The following is a 22264-nucleotide window of genomic DNA, read 5'->3' on the forward strand; positions in this document are numbered from 1 at the left end:
ATAACATGTCTTTAACCGTTTCTCTGCTCGACAAATTGATGGATAGTGATCCTTCAACTAGAGATGAAAAAGACTTCCCTACGAGCCAACAACAGATGTTGAACAGCTTGCTTAGAGATCTGGAGTCTATGTTAAATAGTCGTATCGGATGGAAAAACATTCCTGATGACCTTTTAGAGGTTCGCTATTCAATATTGAATTATGGTCTGCCAGATTTTTCCTCGATGCCTTATAGCAGCCAAGAGGGGCAGAATGAGCTCTGTGACATTGTTCATGATGCAATTAAAGAGTTCGAGCCGAGGTTAAGGAATCCTTATGTCCAGATTTCGGACGAGAAAAACGCTATTGATAGGGTGTTGAGGTTACAAATCAGCGCCACTTGCTTAATTGATAACAGCATTCATGAAGTGCGATTCAATTCTGAAGTAGAGCCGGTAAATTTAGGTATGAAACTGAGTAGAGCGAAATGAGTGAAGAGTTTCTCAAATACTATAATCGCGAGTTAGCTTATTTACGTCACAAAGGACAAGAGTTTGGGGAGCAGTATCCTAAGATCGCCGCGAGGCTCCGTATCAGTGAGGAGCAGGTTGACGATCCACATGTAGAAAGATTGCTAGAAGGCTGTGCATTTCTAACGGCAAGGATTAGACAAAGTTTAGACAATAGTTATCCTCAGTTCACTGAATCTTTGATGGGGCAGTTATATCCGGATTTTCACGCACCAATTCCATCAATGTCCGTCATTAAGATGAACTGCTCTAGCTCCACTTCCTCTTTTTTTGACGTAGAAGAAGGTGAGCGAGTCGTTATCGGTGCTCCTGGATACCACGAATGCGAGTTTAGAACGTGTTATCCGGTCAGAATGTACCCTGTTGATGTGACCTCTGGCGCTTTCAAAAACGCACCGCTTAAGTCGGTGGGCTCCCAATGGGAAAGCCATGCTCATTCAGTTTTGAAAATCCAGCTCACCGCCCTAGATGAAGAGACATCTCTGAGTGAAATGGGATTAGAACGGTTGCGCTTTTATTTAAACGGGCAATCTCAGTTGACGTTTAAACTTTACCAAATGCTATTTCAAAATCTAATTGGTTTATCTGTCGTTGCGGGTGGCAAAGAAGTTCGGTCTTTAACGAAAAGGCATCTTATTGAAGTGGGATTTTCAGAAGATGAGAAGGTTGTTCCATACAGTAAGAGAAGCTTTTCGGGAGCAAGATTACTTGTTGAGTATCTGCACTTTCCTGAGAAGTTCATGTTCTTTGATATCACTGAACTCGGATTATCAGAGCTAGCTCTTGGAGAGCAAGCTGAACTGTATTTTTACTTTGATACCAATGATGATTGGCTTCCTAAGCAAGTGGATGAAGAGAGCTTGATGGTTGGTTGTGTGCCAGTCGTCAACTTATTTAAAAGTGTTATGGAGCCCAAGCGTATTCTACCAACCGAGTACGATTACCACTTATCACCGCAATACCAGGAAGCCGAGAGTAACGAGGTTGTCTCTATTTCTGACGTAACATTGAGAAACTGGAACAAAACGTATCACAACCTGCCATGTTATCACGCTGGTGAGCACACGCATTATATGAACGCCAGTGAAATTTATTGGTTGATGAGACGTGAGGATAAAAACTGGGCTGGTGGATACGATGAGCCGGGCAGGGAAACTTACATTTCTTTTGTTGATAAAAGGCATCAATTGTTCAGTCCAGAGAGCCGAGAAAACTGGCTAATGTACGTTGAAGCGGAGTGCTGCAATCGTAATTTAGCGCAGAAGCTTCCATTTGGAGGCGGTCTTCCAAAAGTCTCTTTGCCGGAAGTAAATGACAACTTCGAGTCAGTTCGTTGTTTAGTTTCTATATCAGAAACCCTCCGGCCAGAAATGGATGAAAGTACACGATGGCAGTTAACTAAGCTTCTAACTTTAAACCACTTTACCGAAGAAGATGGATTAACAACTTTGAAGCAAACTCTGAATCTCTATGCATTTTCTGGGACCGCAGAAACGAAAGCGGTAATTGATGCTTTAGCGAAGTTAGAGTTCGAGCCGACTACAGGCAGAGTAAGTCAGAAAGGTAAAGTTGGTTTTGCGCACGGTATAAAAATCATTTTGACGGTTTCTGATCAAATTTTACCTAAAGAGCAAATCTTCCTCCTAGGTAGTGTTTTATCCGTTTACTTTGCACAATATGCTGAAATTAACATTTTTACGCAGCTAGAAATAAGACTTAAGTCAACGGGAAAACCCTTCCACTTATGGCCTGCATTAACTGGCGATAAGGTGTTGCTATGATCGCGGAGCAATTTTATCGAGATCTAAAGCAACATCCGTTGTTTGAAGCAATTCACCTTATCGAACACGAGATCTTGCAAGCCGAGGCACAAATAGGGACAGATGCTCTACCTAAGCATGAAAAACTAAACCTAAAGGTCAACCCATCGTTAGGTTTTGAAAATGCGCAGCTTTGCGATCTGAAACATATTGATAGCCACAAGCTAGCACTAGAAACTAATCTGATAGGCCTAACGGGTGAGCAGGGGGTGCTTCCTCAGCACTACAGCGAGTTAGCTTTGCATCGTCAAAAAGAAGGCGATACAGCAATGGTGGACTTCTACGATATTTTTAACCATCGTTTACTGTCTCTTTACTATCGATGCTGGCAACTAAGTCAATTGACCGTTCAGTCTCGTGCTCATGCACAGGGATTACGTTCACCTTTAGAAGATTGTAAATCGGCATTAACTGGGCAGGGTAGTTCTTTGTCCCTGCACTATGGTGGTGTTTTTGCTTCACCGACGAGAAGTAAAGCTGGACTAAAAAGTGTTCTTGAATGTTTATCTGGATGCCAAGTAAAGATTCATGAGTTTCAAGGGCAGTGGCTACATCTTGCAAAAGAAGAGCAAACACGTCTTTCATCTCGAACTATGCCAGAAGGGCAGTTTGCTCAACTTGGTTCCGGAGCATCCTTAGGCTCGAAAGCTTGGAATATAAACGCAGGAACAACGATCGAGTTTCTGCCAAAGCACAAAGATCTGGTTAGTAAATTACTGCCTAACCATCCAAATGTAGAAATTATTAAACGTGCGGCTTATGAATTTATTGGTAAGCATAAGCAAGTGAAATGGCAGCTCACCACCAAACATAGTTTATTACCTCAAGTTTGTTTATCAAAAAAACATGGTCAGTTAGGTGTTGGTTCTGTACTTAAAAAACATAAACGCACAAAAGATCGAACCATAACAATTACTATTTAAAGGAAACATAATGGCTTCACTCTCACTTTCAGCGTTGGTCGAAAGATTGTCTCCTCAGGCTAAGGAAACACTTGAACAAGCAGCTGCGATGGCAAGCTCTCGAACCCATCACAGTATTGAAATGTCTCACTGGTTAATGACGATTATTCAACACCCTGCCGATATTTACTCGGAAGTTTTCGACGAATTTGATGTCGATAAAATCAAGGTTGAAACTGATCTTCAAAAGACACTTGAAAAATACAAAACGGGATGTCAATCGGTCCCAGGTCTTTCAGCTCACACAGTGACTGTGATGCAAAATGCTTTGCTATCGGCAACGATTGAATTCAATCAGGAGCAGTTGGATTGCATTCATCTTTTATTTGCCTACTTGTCCGATAATACGTTAGTCAACATGGCTGGTTCGATTAGCCCTGAGCTAAACAAGATAGAACCATCTCGGTTATTGAACTTTAAAGAAAGTAATACGCGTCAATCAGGATCGAATGACCTAGGGAAATCAAACGCGAATTCTGCGCTGAATCAATTTACAACAGATCTTACTGAGCAGGCTAGGGAAGGTAAGATAGATCCGGTTATTGGTAGAGACAATGAAATCCGTTTAATGATCGACATCTTATTAAGACGTCGACAAAACAACCCGATTCTAACTGGTGAAGCTGGCGTTGGAAAAACAGCCGTTGTTGAAGGCTTGGCGCAAAAGATTATCGATGGCGATGTACCTCCTGCTCTACAAAATGTAGCGATTAAGTCTTTGGATCTGGCGTTATTGCAAGCTGGTGCTGGCATGAAAGGTGAGTTTGAAAACAGACTTAAAAATCTTGTGAAAGAAGTTAACGACGCACCACAACCCATTATTTTGTTTATCGATGAAGCACATGGTCTGATTGGTGGTGGGGGACAAGCAGGACAAGGTGATGCAGCGAATATTCTAAAGCCAGCGTTAGCGAGAGGTGAACTCAGGACGATCGCAGCAACAACTTGGGCAGAATATAAAAAGTATTTTGAAAAAGACGCGGCTCTTACCAGACGCTTTCAAGTAGTGAAGGTCGACGAGCCAGCGCCGGAGCTAGCGATCGAGATGTTACGTGGTTTACTTGACGTAATGGCACAACACCATGACGTCCACATCACTAGCCAGGCTCTCAATGCTGCCGTTCAACTCTCAGCTCGATACATTAATGGCCGACAACTGCCAGATAAGGCTGTGTCTGTTTTAGACACAGCCTGCTCGCGAGTTGCGTTAAGTCAATCGTCTACACCGGGAGGTCTAGATGCGAAAAGGAATAAACTAAAAGCCAAGCAAGCTGAGTATGAGCACCTAAGCCAAGAAAGTCAGCTAGGTACACCTCTTGATATGCAGTTGCAAGATGTCAGAAAAGAGATTGATGTTCTATCTAGTGAAATAGTTGAACTAGAGACGCTGTGGGAGAAAGAAAAAGAGTGGGTAAGTGAAGCTAAGTCACTTAGAGCTCAAATAATCAAGGAGGGTTCTGAGACTGCTAGGGACAAGTTACAGGAGCTCGAAAGTAGCCTCTCCGCTAACTCGCAGCCATTAGTATTTTCGCATGTCAATGAAGCGCTTATTGCAGAAGTAATTTCAGATTGGACCGGGATACCACTGGGCAAACTCCAGGATGATGAAATCCAAGCAGTACTGAGTTTGAAAGAGAGTTTGTGTAAACGAGTTGTCGGACAGGAGCACGCTTTGGAAGTCATGTCTGAAGTGATAAAAACTGCCAGTGCACAGCTCACGGATGAGACACGACCAAATGGTGTATTTCTTCTCACGGGACCAAGTGGAGTGGGTAAAACTGAATCTGCTTTAGCTATTGCAGAGAAAGTGTACGGCAGTGAAGAGAATGTCACAACTATCAATATGTCCGAGTTTAAAGAAGAGCACAAAGTTTCCTTATTATTAGGCTCGCCTCCAGGTTATGTTGGGTATGGCGAAGGTGGTGTACTTACTGAAGCCGTCAGACGCAAACCTTATAGTGTGATTCTCTTGGATGAAATGGAAAAAGCACACCCTGGAGTTCAAGATATTTTTTATCAGGTATTCGATAAAGGCTCAATTAAAGATGGTGAAGGTCGCGATATAGATTTTAAAAACACTATTATTATTATGACCGCGAATACAGGGACCGAAACGACGATGTCGTTGTATTCTGATCCTGATTTATCTCCAGAACCTTCAGCACTAAAAGATGCTTTGCGTGACGATTTGTTGGTTGACTTTAAACCTGCATTTTTAGGACGTGTTAATGTATTACCTTATTTGCCTCTATCAAGAGAAGTATTGATAGAAATAACAAAATTAAAATTAGCCAAAGTTACGAATCGCATTCGTAAAAATTACGGCGCTGACCTATTTTTTGATGAAGAACTAATTAATGATATTGTAGACAATAGTAATGAGTCGGGGAGCGGTGCACGTGTGGTACAGACAACCATAGAAAACACATTACTTCCTAAGATTTCTCATGAAATATTGCATGCAATTCTTAATGATAAGACGTTTGATGAAATTATTGTTAAAGGTACAACTAGTGGACTTGATGTCTCAATAGTTTAACATCCTTTACACTCTCAATAATAATTGGGAGTTGGTTCATATTAACTATTATTTTTTATAAAAAACGCTTAAATTAAGTCTTATTTAAAGATATAACAGGGCGTATTTAAAATGAAGTTTTTGATACATTAATCACTAATTATCATCAAACGTCAGATAATTAAATTACTACGATATATGTCAATTAATAATGCTATAGGAGATTAGCATGCAGTCTAATACGTATCTTAAATACGCAGATATTAAGGGTGAGGCAACTGCCGAGCAATATAAAGATTTGATTACACTACTATCTGTAGATTGGAGTGTAGGTCGTGAGATCTCATCATACACTGGTACAGCGATGGACCGTGAAGCGAGCGCTACTCGTCTATATGATTTGACTATCACTAAACTTCAAGACCGTTCTTCTCCTGACTTATTTAAAGAAGCGACAATTGGTAAAGGTAAACCTGCGGTTTTCCATATTACTAAGCAGGGTGAGAAAGTTGAAGAAATCATGAAGATCGAACTGACTGATGCGATGATTTCTAACTACTCAGTTTCTATCCAGGATGATCGTCCAGTTGAAACCATCACTATTTCTTACACTGAAATGATGATGACAGTGACTCCTACTGACGATAAAAACAACACTTCTGCGCCATTGGTATACGGCTACAGCGGTGTTAAAGGTCAACAAATGTAATTTTTATGCGGGGGAATATTCCCCCGCATTTTTTGAAAGAAGTATTTAATGAAAAGAGCAACTCAAGATAACAATTTCATCCGAATTTCCTCTCCATTCGGAAAAGATGCCATCATACTAAACTCATTTGAGTATAGAGAAGAGATCTCAGAACTTTTTTCATTGCGTGCTAAAGCTTACTTTAATGATCAACGAAGTGAGTTAAACGAAATAATTGGTAAAGAAGTAACAATTACCCTTGAAAATAGTGAGGATGTTTCTTCAAAACCTCGTTATATACATGGTTATGTATCTGCTGCAAGGTTAGAAGGGCAACGAGTTTCTAATACTCATAATGGTGAGAATTATAAAAATATAGAGTTATTAATAGAGCCTAAATTACGTTTCGCCGATTACAGAAAAAATTGCAGAATATTTCAGCATAAAGATATAAAAGAAATTATCTCCGAAGTACTCTCGGAGCATAGTGTCGCCTTTAGTTTTGAGTTAACTAAGTCGTACCCTAAATACACATACAAAGTGCAATATGAAGAGTCAGACCTTGAATTTGTCCGACGCTTATTGTCAGAAGAAGGGCTATCGTTCTGTTTCACACACACTAAGTCTGTCCACACGCTTAAGATTTTTGACGACATCAGTTTCTATAAGCCGGGTACAGAGTTTTTAGTCGATTTTGATACAGGTACAGCTAAGTCTAGCCATATTTCTTCTTGGCATGAAACCCAAGTTTTGACGACTAAAGCAAGCCAAAAGTCTGGCTATAACATGCTTAAGCCTTCGTCTAATCCTAAAAATACTGCCAAGGGTGAAAGTGATTTTTTTACCGTGCCTGAAAGCGAGTATTTTGAATACATGGGTGAAACGGAAAGTGATGACCAATACGCACTTAGAAACACGCACGCTATAGAAGCACTACAGCAAAACGCATATCTGTGCCGTGGCGAGGCAACGTGTCGAACGTTCAGTGTGGGAAAGTGCTTTAAGTTTAAAAAGCATGAAGATAAGTCTCGAGTCGGCAAAGAATACGTACTGTCCTCCGTTTTTTTATCTGCGGCTGTTTATAATCAGACTGGTCAAGGTGGCACTGCTGCGCAAGGTGTTAAAGTATCATTTAGTTGTGTTGACTCAAAAACAATCCTTCGCCCTTCAGTGAACTATCCGAAACCTCAGATGAAAGGTTTGCAAACCGCAGTGGTAACGGGAAACAAAGATGGCGAAATTTACATAGACAAACACGGTCGTATTAAAGTTCAGTTTCACTGGGATCGTGTTGGTAAATACGATGTAAACAGCTCATGTTGGATTCGTGTTGCGCAAAATATCGCGGGTAACGGATGGGGCTCGGTGTTTCATCCTAGAGTAGGACAAGAGGTCATCGTCGAGTTTGTCAATGGCGATCCTGACCAGCCAATTGTTACGGGGTCACTGTACAATGGTAGTCAACTCCCTCCCTACACGTTACCAGAGCAAAGCTCTCAAAGTGGTTATAAATCGCGTTCTGTACAAAAAGGCACATCTAATTTTAATGAGTTGCGCTTTGATGACAAACCCGGTGAAGAACACATCTATCTTCATGCCGAAAAACTTTTCCAAATGCTAGTTGAAGACTGTGTTGATATTGCCGTTGAAAACAGTAAAACCGAAAAAGTGACGAATGATGTCAATCAAGAGATTGGCAAGAATGCGACCTTGAAAGTAGGTAAAAACTTTTCTAATGAAACGGGTGAAGTGTTGTCTTTTAATGCAGGAAAGAGTATCGAGATCAAAGTCGGTGGCGCTTCGATTCAGATGTCTAGTTCCGGAGAAATCAACATCAAAGGCAATAAAATATCTATTAACGGCTCTGCTATCGCTCTTAAAGCTGGGCAAATTTCATTGAACTAAGGTGATTTAAAGTGGGTAAACCAGCCGCGATATTGGGCAGCTTTCATCTTTGTCCTAAAAAAACAGGAAAAATTCCTCATGTAGGTGGCCCCGTCGTAGTTGGCTCGCCAAACGTGACAATTGGCGGCATTCCAGCGGCTAGGCAGGGAGATAAGCTTATATGTATAGGTCCTCCGGATAGCATCTCAGCAGGCTCTTCTAGCGTTACAATCAACGGTAAGCCAGCTGCAAGGGTCGGGGATTCAACGTCTCATGGTGGTAAAATTCTGTCTGGCATGCCTACGGTTTTAATCGGAGGCTAGATGCCACTCGCATTTCAAACTCATCTTCTTGCTATTAATGGCAGGCCATACACTGTTCGTGAGATAGCTAACGAATGTTTTAGATTGCCCGCAGAAACACCAAGATCCTATCCTGATCAATCACTGTATGAGCAGATATTAAATCTTGTGCGCTCTAAGCGCGAGATACTGGAGCAAAGTGATATCAAAGGGAATATCTGCGTTCTTTTACCGTCTTCGGTAGATAAAAGCTTGCTTAAGGCATTGATAAACGAGTTTTCTCTTATCCTTGGTAACTCTGCCAATAGAGAAATTTATTTTTATCCTTATGGTCAAGCGGCGTTCTTGATGGCGCTAAATCGGATAAACCGTGAAGTTAACGAAACACAAGCAACTTGGATACTGGCTATAGAAATTGCTCGCGATGCAGAAGAGCATGCCAAATCTCAAAACTCGATCATTTTGACGAAGTGCTTTTTTCAACAGTCCGGCCTTGTTACTGATGATGTTAGAATTGATTTAGATACCAAACAACAAAGCATTGCTGTCGATAAAGTGTTTAAACAACTTGGAGTAGGGTGTGATCACTCACTTAGTGAGTTGCATTTATCCATTGATGGAGATGAGCCTCGATGGTTAAATGCTATGCAACTCTTGTCTCCCTGGGTGACCGATCAAACTCAGTATCAATTTATTGATGTTAAACTAGGAGGGCTGGGCGCATGCGGAGGTGTTTTAAAAGTGTTAATGATTGAGGAGCATCAAAGAAGTAGCCTCAACTCAGACTTCCACGTTTTGCAAGCTGATATCGAGCCAGATGGTTATACGGTGGGAGTTCTATACAATTGGCATAACGAGTAGTTCTGGATCTAGTTTGTCCCTTCTAAACGTTGGCTTTTAATGGTTTAAATGTGACGGTTATGTTTACTCGAGACCATCACTTAATGTTGCTTAAAAGGTGTTTATACAACGTTCTTCTCGCTTTCCGGTGAAATAGTGAACCATAGAACATAAACTACATGAAAAGCTGTTCGACTCAAGATATCCTAACCCAAATTAAATAAATTGAGCTTTGGTTTGTGCCAGATTCAGCCAGTCACGTAATACTCTGATGTTTACACGGCTGAAATTCGGATTCTTGCAGGAGCAAACCTTGCTTAAAGATTTGGCGGAAAGTGAATTCGAATGAAGTTTATCCACACCTCAGATTGGCATCTTGGTCGACAATTCCACAATGTATCACTACTCGAAGATCAACAAGCAGTACTCGAACAACTGATTAACTATATTGAACACAACCCCGTCGATGCCGTTGTAGTGGCGGGAGATATTTATGACCGTTCGGTGCCACCAACGGTTGCAATAGAACTGCTAAATCGAGTCGTGAAGCGTATTTGTACTGAACTGAAAACACCGATGATATTGATATCTGGCAACCATGATGGTGCAGAACGATTAGGTTTTGGCTCAGAGCAAATGAAAAATGCAGGCCTTCATATTGTTAGTAACTTTGAAGATATGCTAACTCCCATCATCATAAAAACGGACTCTGCGGGTGAGGTAGCGTTTTATGGCATGCCTTATAACGACCCTGAACAGGTCAGATTTGCCTACAAAACCTCGGTATCAACTCATGATGAGGCACATCAACTGCTTGTAGAGCAAATAAGAGAGCATTTCATTTCAGAGCAAAGGCGTGTTCTCGTTAGCCACTGTTTTGTTGATGGTGCTATTGAGTCTGACTCTGAACGACCACTATCTATTGGTGGCTCTGATCGCGTAAGTCATGAGCATTTCTTAGATTTCGACTACGTCGCACTTGGTCATTTACATCAGCCTCAGAAGAAAGGCGCAGAGCATATCCGTTATTCTGGTTCACTTATGAAGTATAGTTTTGGTGAACAGAACCAGAAGAAAGGCTTCACGTTAGTCGAACTAGACAAGAAAGGATTTGTCTCTGCTAAACATATTGAGCTAATTGCCCCTCATGAAATGCGCATTGTTGAGGGAGAGCTAGATAAAGTCATAGAGCAGGGCAAGACTGACCCTAAAAATGAAGATTATTTGTTAGTTCGTTTGATGGATAAACATGCGATTTTAAATCCAATGGAAAAGCTTCGTTCGGTGTATCCAAACGTTTTACATCTTGAGAAACCGGGTATGTTAATTGGGGTAGAGCAGGAAATGGCGCAAGCAAAGTTGGCCCGAAGCGAAATTGATATGTTCCGAGACTTTTTTATTGAGGCACAAGATAGTCAATTATCCCAAGAGCAAGAACAAGCCGTTACTGACATTATTAAGCAATTATCACAGCAATAGGGACCAAAGATGAAACCAATTAAACTTACCATGCAAGCCTTTGGTCCGTTTGCAAAAACCGAAGTCATTGACTTTGAAAAGCTTGGCCGTAACCCTCTGTTTTTGATTAATGGTCCTACAGGCTCAGGTAAAACGTCGATCTTAGATGCCATTTGCTTTGCCCTTTACGGTGAAACTACCGGTAATGAGCGGCAAGGCATCCAGATGCGATGTGACTTATCGGCGCAAGACTTACCAACCGAAGTCGTTCTAGAATTTTCGTTACATGGCAAACAATACCGAGTTGTGCGATCTCCAGAGCAGGAAGCGCCCAAAGCGCGTGGTGAAGGGATGACGGTAAAAAAGCACACTGCGGCTCTTTATGAACTCGGCGAGGCCGAAAAGCTCATCACTAGCAAGACGGCTCAAGTTAAAACAGAAGTGAGCAATATTATTGGTTTGAATGAAACGCAATTTCGCCAAGTAATGGTATTGCCTCAAGGAAAATTCCGGGAGCTGTTGCTTGCTAGTTCTAAAGAGCGCGAAGAAATTTTTGGTCAGCTCTTTCAAACGGACATATATAAAAAAATTGAGTACGCGCTCAAAGATAAAGCGAGCGCAATCAGTAAAGCGAAAGATGAATTTGATAATCAAATTCGAGGCGCTTTACAAGTTGCAGGAGTGAGTTCAGAGCAGGAATTATTACACCAGCTTGAACAAGCAACTGAGCAGCTAGAGGTCGATAGAAAGAAAGAACAAGCTTCGTTAGATAAGCTAAATGTTGCTAAATCTGAATTGCAAAAAGCGGAAACTATTAATGGAGAGTTTTCGAAACGAGAGCAAGCAGAAAACGCACTCAAGCTGCATCTAGAACACTCAGACTCGATAAAAGTTCGTCAACAGCAATTAGAAAATGCTAAAAATGCCAATAAGATAGAATTATCCTACGTCTCATTACAAAATGTAAAAACTCAAGCTCAAGAGCTCAGACAAAAAATAGTTGCCTTGAAAGAGAGTCTTGATAAAGCCAATGCTGTTACGAAAGAAAAAGAAAACTTGCAGCAAAGTGCAAAAGAAGCCGCGGCAAAAGTCCCACAGTTAACGCAACTGCAGTATCAACTTGAAAGCATGAAAGACAAGTTGGTTGAAAAAGCCAACTTGGAAAGAAAAATAACGGCAGGTCATCAACAAAAGCAACAATTTGAAGCAACGTTAAAACAGTACATAGAGCTGAAAGACAAGTTGGCGTTTCAGGCGCAACAGGGCCAGAAAGATCTAGAGCAAGCCCGAGTAGATGTTGCGCTTGTTGGCAGCATCGATGCGGAAATAAAACAAAAACAACGACTACTACAGGATCTACAAAAGCTGCATGGTCTTACTTTGGAGCTCTCTAAACTCACGGCGTTAACCGTAAGCAAGCAGCAGTCATTACAGGAGGCCAGTCAGCGCTATATGCAGTGTCAACAAGCCGCTGATACGATAGAGCTTAAGTGGCACAACGCTCAAGCGGCAGTATTAGCGCAGCGACTAAAGGCAGGTGAAGCATGTCCGGTATGTGGCAGCCAAGCGCATCCTAACCCTGCGACGTTTGTTGAAGAAGTCGTTACAAAAGAGCAAGTTCAGGCTGCCAGAGTGAAAGAAAGAGAAGCTCAAACCTCACTGAACCAGCTAAGTAATCAGCAAGAACAACATAACGTTGTCATTATTCAGCATCAGAATCAAATCGACCAGTTGAAAGAAGAGCTTGGTGAGCATGCAGCATCTGAGATCTCAACGGTTCAAACTGAGTTGCAGGCGCTTAATGATCAACTTCTACGTCTACAATCTATTGATATTGAAAAGCTAGAAAAGAACGTTGAACAGCTTAATCAACGCTGCTTAGTGGGTGAAAATAAAATTCATGAGCTGCAGAATCAAATGGCGGCAAATGAATCAACCGTTCAAGCAAACCAAGAACAATTGACTCAATTACAAGCTTCCATTGATCCGAAATACAGTTCCGTTGATGCGCTTGAGCGTGACATTTCGCTCACAAAAGAGCAAATTCTGACCTTGAATACAGGTTTAGAAAAGGCACAAAACGCTTTGCAGCAAGCGGTATTAGCGCAATCGAATGCTGAAAGTCAGTTAGTGACGAACAAGCAGTGGCTATCTGAGTCAGAACAAAAGCTTAGCCAAGCAGAATTAGCGTGGAATGAGGCGTTACAGGCGAGTAAATTTGAGGATGAAAGCAGTTATCTAAATAGCAGAGTGACAGATGATGAGCTTCAAGTGTGGCAGAAAGAAATAGACAACTTCAAACAGGCACAAACCAAGCTTGAACAAACACTACATGATTTAAACCATGCATTGAAAGCGCTTGAAAGACCGGACTTGGATTCGCTTAACGACAGCTTAACCACTCTGCAGGCGCAGTATATTGAAGTAAGGAATCAGCTCGATACCACGCGCTCAACCTTTGAGCGAATTGAAAAAGTTCGTAAAGATATTGCTACGCTGCATGAGAAAAATAGCAAGTTAGAAGAAGAGTACAAAGTGTTTGGTACGTTATACGACGTTGCCAGCGGTAAAACAGGCAGCAGGGTTAGCCTGCATCGCTTTGTTCTTGGTGTACTGTTGGATGATGTATTGATTCAGGCCTCTCAGCGTTTAAGCCTCATGAGTAAAGGGCGCTATATTCTTGCTCGAAAAACAGAGGGCTTCAAAGGCGCTGCGGGTCGCGGCTTAGATTTAATGGTTGAAGATGGTTACACAGGAAAAACACGTGATGTTGCGACACTTTCCGGTGGTGAATCGTTTATGGCAGCGCTTGCTTTGGCGCTTGGCTTGTCGGATGTTGTGCAATCCTATAGTGGTGGTATCCGTTTAGACACTTTATTCATTGATGAGGGGTTCGGTAGTCTAGACCCAGAATCTTTGGATCTCGCCATTCAAACGCTAGTGGATTTGCAACAAACTGGACGCATGATCGGTGTTATTTCTCACGTTTCTGAGTTAAAAGAACAAATGGCGCAGAGGATTGATGTTGAACCATCAAGAGTCGGTTCGATAGTATCGGTCAAATCTCAATGTAGCTTCGCTGTCTAATTCCGTTGCTATCACAAACCCCAAAGCCCCTATCTAGGGGCTTTCTTACTTAATCGCTACTGTTCGCAAAAGTGGCCTTCTTTTGGCGACTGGGTAATCGCATACTCACCATCTAGGTTGCGATAAACAACTGTATTCCAAATAGAGCCATCATCCAATTCAAACTCAATGGCATAGTTGACGCCGCTAACGATTTGCGCGTGAACGTTCAGTATTTGTTTGAACGACGCTATTGTGTCCATTCTTTTCAAAACAAAAGCCATTGCCTTTTGTGCATCAGGGGTAGCATTAAACTCATTCCACCCACCTGGCATGTTTCCTTGTGTATTACATACATCTGCCGAGGTTGTTAATTGTGTCGCTTGGCTTGGGTTTTCCTGCTGGCAACCTGCAAGCAATACCAAAAGTGCACAAACTGACACTGTTTTTAATTTCATAACAATAACCTCTGTCTATATCGCGACGTATTATAGGAGGGGGATATGACAGCGTATGTCTATATTGTGCAAAGTTTCTATATGCATACGGTTAAATGCTGACAAAATATACAAGTATGCCCAACTTGTAAGTAAAACATAGAACAATATTGTTAGGGAATTGCTGACATAACGAGGTTTTGGTGTTCAGCATACTATTGACAATGAAGAACTGTGATGTCTAGCTACGTACCTTTGGGACAGTGGTGCGACTTAGTGATCGATTTGCTACCTTCTACAGTAAAATCAATCACTAAATCAAATTTAGGTGTTGTATGAAATCGCTAAAAACATTATTACTTTTATCACTTGTTACTTTATTTGGCTGTACCTCTAAACCTGATGGGGTGGAGCCAGTTAACAATTTTGATTTAGAGCCTTATCTAGGCAAGTGGTATGAAATCGCACGGCTCGATCATTCGTTTGAGCGTGGTCTATCCAACGTTACGGCCGATTATCGGCTTCGCGAGGATGGTGGGGTTAAGGTGACAAACCGCGGATATTCAGAAGAAGATCAACAGTGGTCCGAAGCTGAAGGTAAAGCTTATTTTGTTGAAGACGAAACGGTTGCGCACTTAAAAGTCTCCTTTTTTTGGCCAATCTATTCTTCTTACATTGTGTTTGAGCTAGGTGAAAACTATGACTATGCGTTTGTCTCTGGTTACAACCACGATTACTTGTGGCTATTGTCTAGAACACCCAACGTTGATGAGAAAATCCTGGAGCGTTTTAAGCAGGTTGCTAAAGAGAAAGGTTTCGCGTTAGATGAGCTAATTCTCGTTGATCAAGAGAGTGGACGACAGTTTTAAGTTCATCAATGTGACTTCTAAAATCAACAGAAGCGAAGTTTCTGTCTCGCGGTTTTGAGTTTTGCTTGGAATATTTTTGTTACCTTGTAACCTCATGTGGTCAAAAATATAGCCCCATCATTTGTGATTACTCGTGATGGGGCTTATATAAATTTGAGTGAGCGTCGAAAGGTAGATCTATCGACAAACGGTTATGGTTTACTTAATCAAACGAACGATCAGAGAGCCAGGCGCCCGAATAGATTCCACATTGTGGCTGAGCACTGTACCACTTGTAGGGGCGGTGTAGCGCTCAACTTCAGTGCCAAAGCTGTCGTATTGAATCGCAACCAGTTGGCCTTGCTCGACAAAATCCATCAAACCGACATGAGGTAGTACAAAGCCGCCATGTGTCGCTTTCACACTGACGATCTCGTTTCCTTCCAAGCATGAAGTGATAGGCTCTATCTCACCTTCTACGACGTTATGCTGCTTCAACACATTTAAAATGCCTGATACGGTTCGACTAATGAGTTTTTGCTCTGTGTAGCGCCCCATACCCACTTCAACCGTAATGCTTGGGACACCATGGTTATTCCAAACGGTTTCAAGGACGCCAGCATCTCCGGGATCATTTAAAATCGCATCAGGATTAATGAGACGAGCCATTTCTAATGATTGCTCAATTCGGAAGTCTGCAAACACGTATAGTGGGTAGGCCGCACCACTGGTTTGAGTGTGAAGGTCAATGGCTAAATCAGCATTTGGCTTGAGCAGATCATTCCACAATGCATATAAGTAGCGTTGTGCCTCATTGCCGTTTTGGTCACCAGGGAAAAAGCGGTTTAAGTTTGCAGGAGACGCATCCGGGTCTGCGGAATAGAAATTGCGGCTGTGGTTTAGCATACCTGGCATGTTAATGGTTGGAACAATCGTGACAGTACCAGCGACTTCAGTGCCAATGAGTTCTCTAGCGGTCTTCTGCGCTGCTAACACACCATTATATTCATCACCATGAACCCCTGCGGTGATCATGATTTTCTTGCCAGGTTTTTCACCTTTGAATACTAAAACAGGAAGATGTTGCCACTGAGAGAGCGCGTTGGTTGCGATGCGGAACCAAAACTTATGCTCACCCGGACCTAGGTCTGCTACATTGAGAGATTGAATCACTTGATGACCTTGAATCATGTCATCGAGAAGTTGTGTTGCCATTAAAGTTACCACTCCAAAACCATAAGCCAATCTAAAACCTTAACGTCGCCATACGAAGAGTATTAATAAGGCGAGAACGTGTCTCGCCTTGTGCCAATTGATTTCGTTTTACGCAAACCCCATTATGTGAGCTGCGATAACGACGACACTCGACAGGGTAAAGAGTAATAGGATAAATCGCCAGCAGAATTTTGCCCAGTCACCCCAGTCGATGCGGCAGACACCAAGTGTTGCCATCAAGGATGCTGAAGTAGGGACGATAACGTTGGTAAAACCATCTCCAAGTTGGAATGACAAAACGGCAACTTGGCGCGTGACACCTGCAATATCCGCCAATGGCGCTAATAAAGGCATCGTCAGTGCCGCTTGTCCAGATCCGGAAGTAACGAAGAAGTTGAAGATAGATTGGAATACATACATTAACCATGTCGCAGCTACGTCAGGAAGCCCACTGATCACGCCGCCAGCACTGTTCAGAATAGAATTCAGTACACTCGCTTCATCGGTCGTACCGCCACCTAGGATAAGTAACACACCTTTCGCACAACCAACCAATAGAGCAGGAGCAAGCATAATAGCCGCCCCCTCTTTAAACGCATCGGCTGCGCAGTTGAGCGTCATACCGTTTAAGCGAAAAATCGTACCGATGATCGCGACAACAAAGCCCATAGTGAAAAATTGAGAAGCGATTTCTGGGATGTACCATGCGTTAGCGACTACGCCCCAAACAACCCATACTGTGGTCGCGATGACCGTAAGAATGACGAGTGTATCGCCGATATTCCAACGAGAATCTTGATTGCCAAGCTCTTGCTGACGGAAGTATTTGTCTGTGCGGTGACTGTAAGAAAGTTCTGGGTTTGACTTCACTCGAGCGGCGTAGAGCATTGTGAAAGCGATACCGATTAACGTAAAGCCAACCCATAACCCCATGCGCACTGTCATGCCGGATAAAACAGGTACACCCGCAATGCCTTGTGCAATAGCGACGGAGAAAGGGTTCATCCAAGAAGTAGCGAAGCCAATTTGAGTCGCAACATAGGTCACCATTACCGTAGTGATACCATCATAACCAAGGCGAACCATAAGCGGAGCGATAATAATCGCAAATGCTACGGCTTCTTCACCCATACCAAATACCGCACCGCCCAGAGAGAACAGCAAAAATAGCACTGGAATGAATAGCGCTTCGTTACCTTTGGTCTTATCGATAAGGCGCAAGATACCGTTGTCGATGGTGCCTGTTCGCATTACAACGCCGAAAGCACCACCGATAACCAACATGAACATAATCACGCCGATCGCGCTGCCCCATTTAGAGCCTGAAACTAGCCCTTCGAAAGGGAAGTTCATGAGACCAATGCCACCACCAGAAGCAAACAGGCCAACCTTGTTGTAAACCAATTCACCGTTTTCGTCGGTTGCATAAGAGAAAGAAGATGGATCGATAACCGTGCGAGTTTTTTCTGCACCATCGACCATATAAGTCACTTGCTGACTGTCAAAATGGCCAGCAGGAATTAAGTAGGTAAGAATCGCAGCGAGAATACCAACAATGAAGATCAAAATGAGGGTATCTGGCATCTGCCATGATTTGGGTGTAGCAACCGAGTCCGTTGGTTGCGCATGTGTGTGAGACATAACTTACTTCACGTTAAATTCAATGAAGCATGAAATATCAATAAACCAGAATAAAAAGTCAATATTAATGGAAATATTGAACTATAAATTCATCAAATATTTGAAGTGAAGTCATTGTGATTATTTTACAAGCAAAGTTTGGTTAAATGTTTTGGCTCGGTTCGGGGGCTCACAATCTCTTGTTGTGAGCCGAGATAAACAAATCATTTGTCTTGCGTCTGTTCTGCATAAAATGCAGCAACATCACGAAGATCCTCATCATTTAACATTCTTAACTGTGCGCCCATCATTTCGGCAAGCGGTCCTTTACGCTCGCCTGCTTGGTAAGACTTCATCGCATCGTATAGATACTGGGCATTTTGACCTGCAAGATTTGGATAGGCATCATTACCTGCGACGCCTGTTGCACCATGACAATAGACGCAGCTAGGGGATTTGATTTTACCTTTATCAGCGTCTCCAAAAGGCGCGGCATGGCTAGCGGAAGAGAAAATAAGAGAAGTTAGAAGTACAAATCTGAACATGAAGATTGTCTATTCGCTAAAAAGTCATATCGATACAATAAAGCTTCCCCTTAGGGGAAGCTCAATGATCAAAATCAAACTAAAGCAGAGATTTAATGCTTGATAAGAAATTGTCGATATCTTGCGCTGAAATGTCTTTATGAGTCACGAAACGAATAGGGTTTCCAGGTGTTATCGTAATATTTTGTTCCTTCAGTTTCGCAGCGATACTTACTATGTCCACTTGAGGATCAAGCTTCGCGAACACGATGTTCGTTTGAACAAAATCAGGGTTGACTGAAAAACCAGGCAGTTCTGCTAAACTTTCTGCTAAATTTTTTGCGTTGATATGATCTTGTTTTAGCTGTTCCACTTGTTCGGTAAGGGCGAGTTTGCCTGCTGCGGCAAGAATACCCGCTTGACGCATACCACCGCCGACCATCTTTCTTAAGCGACGTGCTTTTGCGATGTACTCTTTGCTACCAAGCAGTAACGAACCAACAGGGGCAGCCAAACCTTTCGACAGACAAATCGTCATTGAATCAAAATACTGACCGATTTCTTTTACCGGAACGTCAAGCGCAGCGGCTGCATTAAAAACGCGAGCGCCATCTAGATGCATCTGCAAGTTATGTTTATTCACGAAGTCACGTGCTTCTGCTAAATAAGACAGAGGTAATACTTTACCATTAATCGTGTTTTCTAAGCTGAGCAGCTTGGTACGAGCAAAGTGACAATCATCTGGCTTAATCGCCGCTGCCAGTTTATCAAATGGGAGTGTGCCATCTGGGTTATTTTCGACTGGTTGAGGTTGAATTGACCCAAGTACTGCTGCGCCGCCGGCTTCGTACTTGTAGTTATGTGCTTGTTGCCCACACAGATATTCATCTCCGCGTTCACAATGCGCCATTAGGCCGAGCAGATTGGCTTGTGTGCCCGAAGTGGTAAACAAAGCCGCTTCGAATCCTGCAAGCTCTGCGGCAAACTCCTCAAGCTCATTGACCGTAGGGTCATCACCATAAACATCATCCCCAACGGGGGCCTTAAACATGGCCTCTCGCATTGCTTGGGTAGGCTGTGTAACGGTATCTGATCGAAAATCCATGAATGTCTCCTTGGTCAAAGTCCTAAATATATCCGCAAAGGCGCGCTTTGCTTAAACAAGCGATCGTTTTGGCATCGGTAATTGTGCCATCAATAATCTTGTCTTCGAGTTGTTGGAGTGACAAGGTAACAACCTCAATCACTTCATCTTCATCACATTCGTAACGGTTGGTTTGGCTGAGCTTCTCAGCAACAAATAGGTACTGTATCTCATCACAAAATCCGGCAAGGGGAGTGACTTGGCCGAGAGAAGTGAATTTTTCTGCACTATAGCCCGTTTCTTCTTCTAGCTCTCTTTTCGCGCAGCAGAGAGGGTCTTCATTGCCTTCTCTTGTACCAGCAGGGAGCTCCAGAAGCCATTTATTAAGTGAAGGGCGAAATTGATGGACTAGGACTACCTCTCCTTCCGTTGTAATCGGGAGAATCACCGCAGCGCCCGGATGATGGATTGTGGTGTGCGTAATTGCCTGTCCTGTAGGAAGCATAACCTCTTCTTCAATCAGAGAAATTTGCTTCCATTTATGAATTATTTTGCTCATGCAGTTATTAACCCTAGCTGTTACCGCATTTTGACGTTTTTCGACATTAACCACAAATGGTGGGAAACAAAAGCAAAAAATGTTGCAACACTACGAAAGCGTTTGCACTTTCAGTGAGCTGTATCTCATAAATGGAAACTTTGATTGCTGGCTAAAGAAGGGGGTAAGCATCTGCTATAAGGGGAATTCAACAAAATACATTTGTAACAAAGTTATAACAAGTGTATAAAAATGTTAACGCAATACCAGTTCAGCAGCCGGAGAACGTATGACACAAACCTTATTTGCCTCAAATGCCGAAAAAGCGCTTCTCTCAGAACGCATCAACAAGTTGGCTAAAGCGTTAACGGATGGCGTTTATGAACGCGAACATACCATCAAGCTCTGCCTCCTTGCGGCACTTGCTGGTGAAAGTGTTTTTCTTTTAGGCCCACCTGGCATTGCAAAAAGCTTAATTGCCAAGCGACTTATCCAAGCGTTCGATAATAGCAGTTACTTTGAATACTTGATGACTCGATTCTCAACACCTGAAGAAGTTTTTGGGCCACTGAGTATTCAAGAACTCAAAGATAACGGTCGTTATGTTCGCTTAACTAAAGGGTATTTGCCAACCGCACAAGTCGTATTTTTAGATGAAATCTGGAAGGCGGGCCCCGCCATTCTGAATACATTGCTGACAGTGGTCAATGAGAAAACGTTCAAAAATGGCAGCGATATTGAGCGTGTGCCAATGCGTTTGTTGGTATCGGCGTCCAATGAACTGCCAGATGAAGACAGTGGTTTGGATGCACTCTATGACCGCATGTTGGTGCGCGTGTTTGTGAATCGAATTCAGAATAAACAAAACTTTAAGTCGATGTTGACGGTAGGCACGTCACAAGAGGCACAAGTGCCAGAAGGGCTAGCAATAACAGATGAAGAATATCATCAATGGCAACAGCAGCTCGACAAGCTGACGCTAACCGATAATGCATTCGAGAAGCTTTTCCAGCTTAAAACGATGTTAGAAAGCAAAGTCGAAGCTCAGTTTGGCGATGTCGCTAATACCGACATGTATGTGTCTGACCGCCGCTGGAAGAAAGCCGTGAAATTGCTAAAAGCGAGCGCGTTTTTTAATGGACGCGATGAAATCAACCCACTTGATCTACTGTTGCTGCAAGATTGTTTATGGAACAGCCCTGAATCGCGAGACGTGGTACGCGAAGTGGTCCAAGAGTTCGCCCTAAAACATGCATTTGACCAACAAGACGCCGAACAGGAAATTGAATACTGTCGCGAGTCTTTGGTCGATGTTCAGCATGAGCTTGAAGATGCCTACCGCATGACGTTAACGTCTGAAGCGGCAACGGGTATTCTGCGCAAAGAAACCATGCGTTTTGATACCTCTAAAGCTAAGACCTACAAAGTTGGCGCAGCCGTTAACTTAGTTAAACTGGTTATTTTGCAAAGCAACATGTCGGTTTCAGAATCAGAGAAAGGCGATAGCCGCTGGGTTTACGTGCCAAAAGATGAACTAGACCGAGTCATCAAAGAGGGACACGGTGATGTGTATGGCTACGTCAATCAAAACACCAACATGTGCCGTTTACGATTTGATGTTGATGCCGCAAATAACCTAGTTATCCGTGATATCGCAAACCGAGGCATTCTGGTGAGCTTAGTGACTCAAGAGGGCTTGGATGTAGAGCTTTACCAAAAGTGGTTAACGCAGAGTGAAAAAGCCGTAAATCAACTCAATGAAGCAGAGCACCATATGCGCAAGGTAAAAGCGAATTTCCATGATGCGCTTCCGCATAGCTTTGTTGATCCTGAATTACCACGCCTAATGGAGTCGAGTCTGCAGCAGGTCAGTCAGAGACTTGAGTCTATCCAAGCTGAAAGCGAGAAAGTTATCCAACGCTTTAAAAACTTACATCAGTTTTTCTCATAA

The 22264-nt window shown here is 42.7% G+C and carries 18 protein-coding genes; 12 read left to right on the forward strand and 6 right to left on the reverse strand.

Annotation, left to right across the window (positions count from 1 at the left end; translation table 11 throughout):
- The first annotated feature begins 5 nt into the window (after window positions 1-5).
- From tssE to ACZ5ZC_RS06945, 10 genes are all read left to right on the forward strand, one after another.
- Window positions 6-470, forward strand: a complete 465-nt coding sequence (gene tssE, locus ACZ5ZC_RS06900) for a type VI secretion system baseplate subunit TssE (protein WP_464931541.1) — start codon at window positions 6-8, stop codon at window positions 468-470.
- Window positions 467-2290: a type VI secretion system baseplate subunit TssF gene (tssF, locus tag ACZ5ZC_RS06905; protein ID WP_464931542.1), complete on the forward strand. Its 1824-nt coding sequence runs from the start codon at window positions 467-469 to the stop codon at window positions 2288-2290. The genes tssE and tssF overlap by 4 nt, the downstream gene beginning before the upstream one ends.
- On the forward strand, window positions 2287-3252 hold the full coding sequence (gene tssG, locus ACZ5ZC_RS06910) for a type VI secretion system baseplate subunit TssG (RefSeq protein ID WP_046875360.1): 966 nt from the start codon (window positions 2287-2289) through the stop codon (window positions 3250-3252). The genes tssF and tssG overlap by 4 nt, the downstream gene beginning before the upstream one ends.
- Window positions 3253-3262: 10 nt before the next feature.
- Window positions 3263-5830: a type VI secretion system ATPase TssH gene (tssH, locus tag ACZ5ZC_RS06915; protein WP_124007982.1), complete on the forward strand. Its 2568-nt coding sequence runs from the start codon at window positions 3263-3265 to the stop codon at window positions 5828-5830.
- 208 nt (window positions 5831-6038) lie between these two features.
- Window positions 6039-6518: an Hcp family type VI secretion system effector gene (locus ACZ5ZC_RS06920; protein WP_005375967.1), complete on the forward strand. Its 480-nt coding sequence runs from the start codon at window positions 6039-6041 to the stop codon at window positions 6516-6518.
- Window positions 6519-6566: 48 nt separating this feature from the next.
- Complete coding sequence (tssI, locus tag ACZ5ZC_RS06925) at window positions 6567-8402, forward strand: type VI secretion system tip protein TssI/VgrG (protein WP_104970760.1); 1836 nt, start codon at window positions 6567-6569, stop codon at window positions 8400-8402.
- 11 nt (window positions 8403-8413) lie between these two features.
- Complete coding sequence (locus tag ACZ5ZC_RS06930) at window positions 8414-8704, forward strand: PAAR domain-containing protein (RefSeq protein ID WP_005375969.1); 291 nt, start codon at window positions 8414-8416, stop codon at window positions 8702-8704.
- The gene (locus tag ACZ5ZC_RS06935; protein ID WP_046875363.1) at window positions 8705-9544 is read left to right on the forward strand and encodes a hypothetical protein; all 840 of its coding nucleotides are present in this window, start codon (window positions 8705-8707) and stop codon (window positions 9542-9544) included.
- 324 nt (window positions 9545-9868) lie between these two features.
- Complete coding sequence (locus ACZ5ZC_RS06940) at window positions 9869-11002, forward strand: exonuclease SbcCD subunit D (RefSeq protein ID WP_012842192.1); 1134 nt, start codon at window positions 9869-9871, stop codon at window positions 11000-11002.
- 9 nt (window positions 11003-11011) lie between these two features.
- Entirely contained in the window at window positions 11012-14068 is a 3057-nt protein-coding gene (locus ACZ5ZC_RS06945) for an AAA family ATPase (protein WP_054868050.1), read from the forward strand.
- A gap of 56 nt (window positions 14069-14124) precedes the next feature.
- Here ACZ5ZC_RS06945 and ACZ5ZC_RS06950 read toward each other — a convergent pair whose 3' ends face one another.
- Window positions 14125-14505, reverse strand: a complete 381-nt coding sequence (locus ACZ5ZC_RS06950; RefSeq protein WP_005396397.1) for a cystatin family protein — start codon at window positions 14503-14505, stop codon at window positions 14125-14127.
- Between the two features lie 314 nt (window positions 14506-14819).
- Between ACZ5ZC_RS06950 and ACZ5ZC_RS06955 the strand changes: the two genes are divergently transcribed.
- Entirely contained in the window at window positions 14820-15353 is a 534-nt protein-coding gene (locus ACZ5ZC_RS06955; RefSeq protein WP_464931543.1) for a lipocalin family protein, read from the forward strand.
- Between the two features lie 198 nt (window positions 15354-15551).
- Here the strand turns inward: ACZ5ZC_RS06955 and ACZ5ZC_RS06960 are convergent, their stop codons facing one another.
- The 5 genes from ACZ5ZC_RS06960 to ACZ5ZC_RS06980 all read right to left on the reverse strand — a co-directional run bounded on the left by ACZ5ZC_RS06960 (window position 15552) and on the right by ACZ5ZC_RS06980 (window position 20334).
- Entirely contained in the window at window positions 15552-16547 is a 996-nt protein-coding gene (locus ACZ5ZC_RS06960) for a succinylglutamate desuccinylase/aspartoacylase family protein (RefSeq protein WP_464931544.1), read from the reverse strand.
- A 108-nt stretch (window positions 16548-16655) separates the two neighbouring features.
- Window positions 16656-18188: a putative basic amino acid antiporter YfcC gene (gene yfcC / locus ACZ5ZC_RS06965; protein WP_464931545.1), complete on the reverse strand. Its 1533-nt coding sequence runs from the start codon at window positions 18186-18188 to the stop codon at window positions 16656-16658.
- A gap of 203 nt (window positions 18189-18391) precedes the next feature.
- Entirely contained in the window at window positions 18392-18712 is a 321-nt protein-coding gene (locus ACZ5ZC_RS06970) for a c-type cytochrome (protein WP_005396401.1), read from the reverse strand.
- A 79-nt stretch (window positions 18713-18791) separates the two neighbouring features.
- Entirely contained in the window at window positions 18792-19796 is a 1005-nt protein-coding gene (gene ltaE, locus ACZ5ZC_RS06975; protein ID WP_464931546.1) for a low-specificity L-threonine aldolase, read from the reverse strand.
- Between the two features lie 22 nt (window positions 19797-19818).
- Complete coding sequence (locus ACZ5ZC_RS06980) at window positions 19819-20334, reverse strand: NUDIX hydrolase (protein WP_047009230.1); 516 nt, start codon at window positions 20332-20334, stop codon at window positions 19819-19821.
- A gap of 268 nt (window positions 20335-20602) precedes the next feature.
- Between ACZ5ZC_RS06980 and ACZ5ZC_RS06985 the strand changes: the two genes are divergently transcribed.
- Complete coding sequence (locus ACZ5ZC_RS06985) at window positions 20603-22264, forward strand: ATPase RavA domain-containing protein (protein ID WP_464931547.1); 1662 nt, start codon at window positions 20603-20605, stop codon at window positions 22262-22264.

It is taken from the genome of Vibrio sp. JCM 18905 (genome assembly GCF_055393305.1).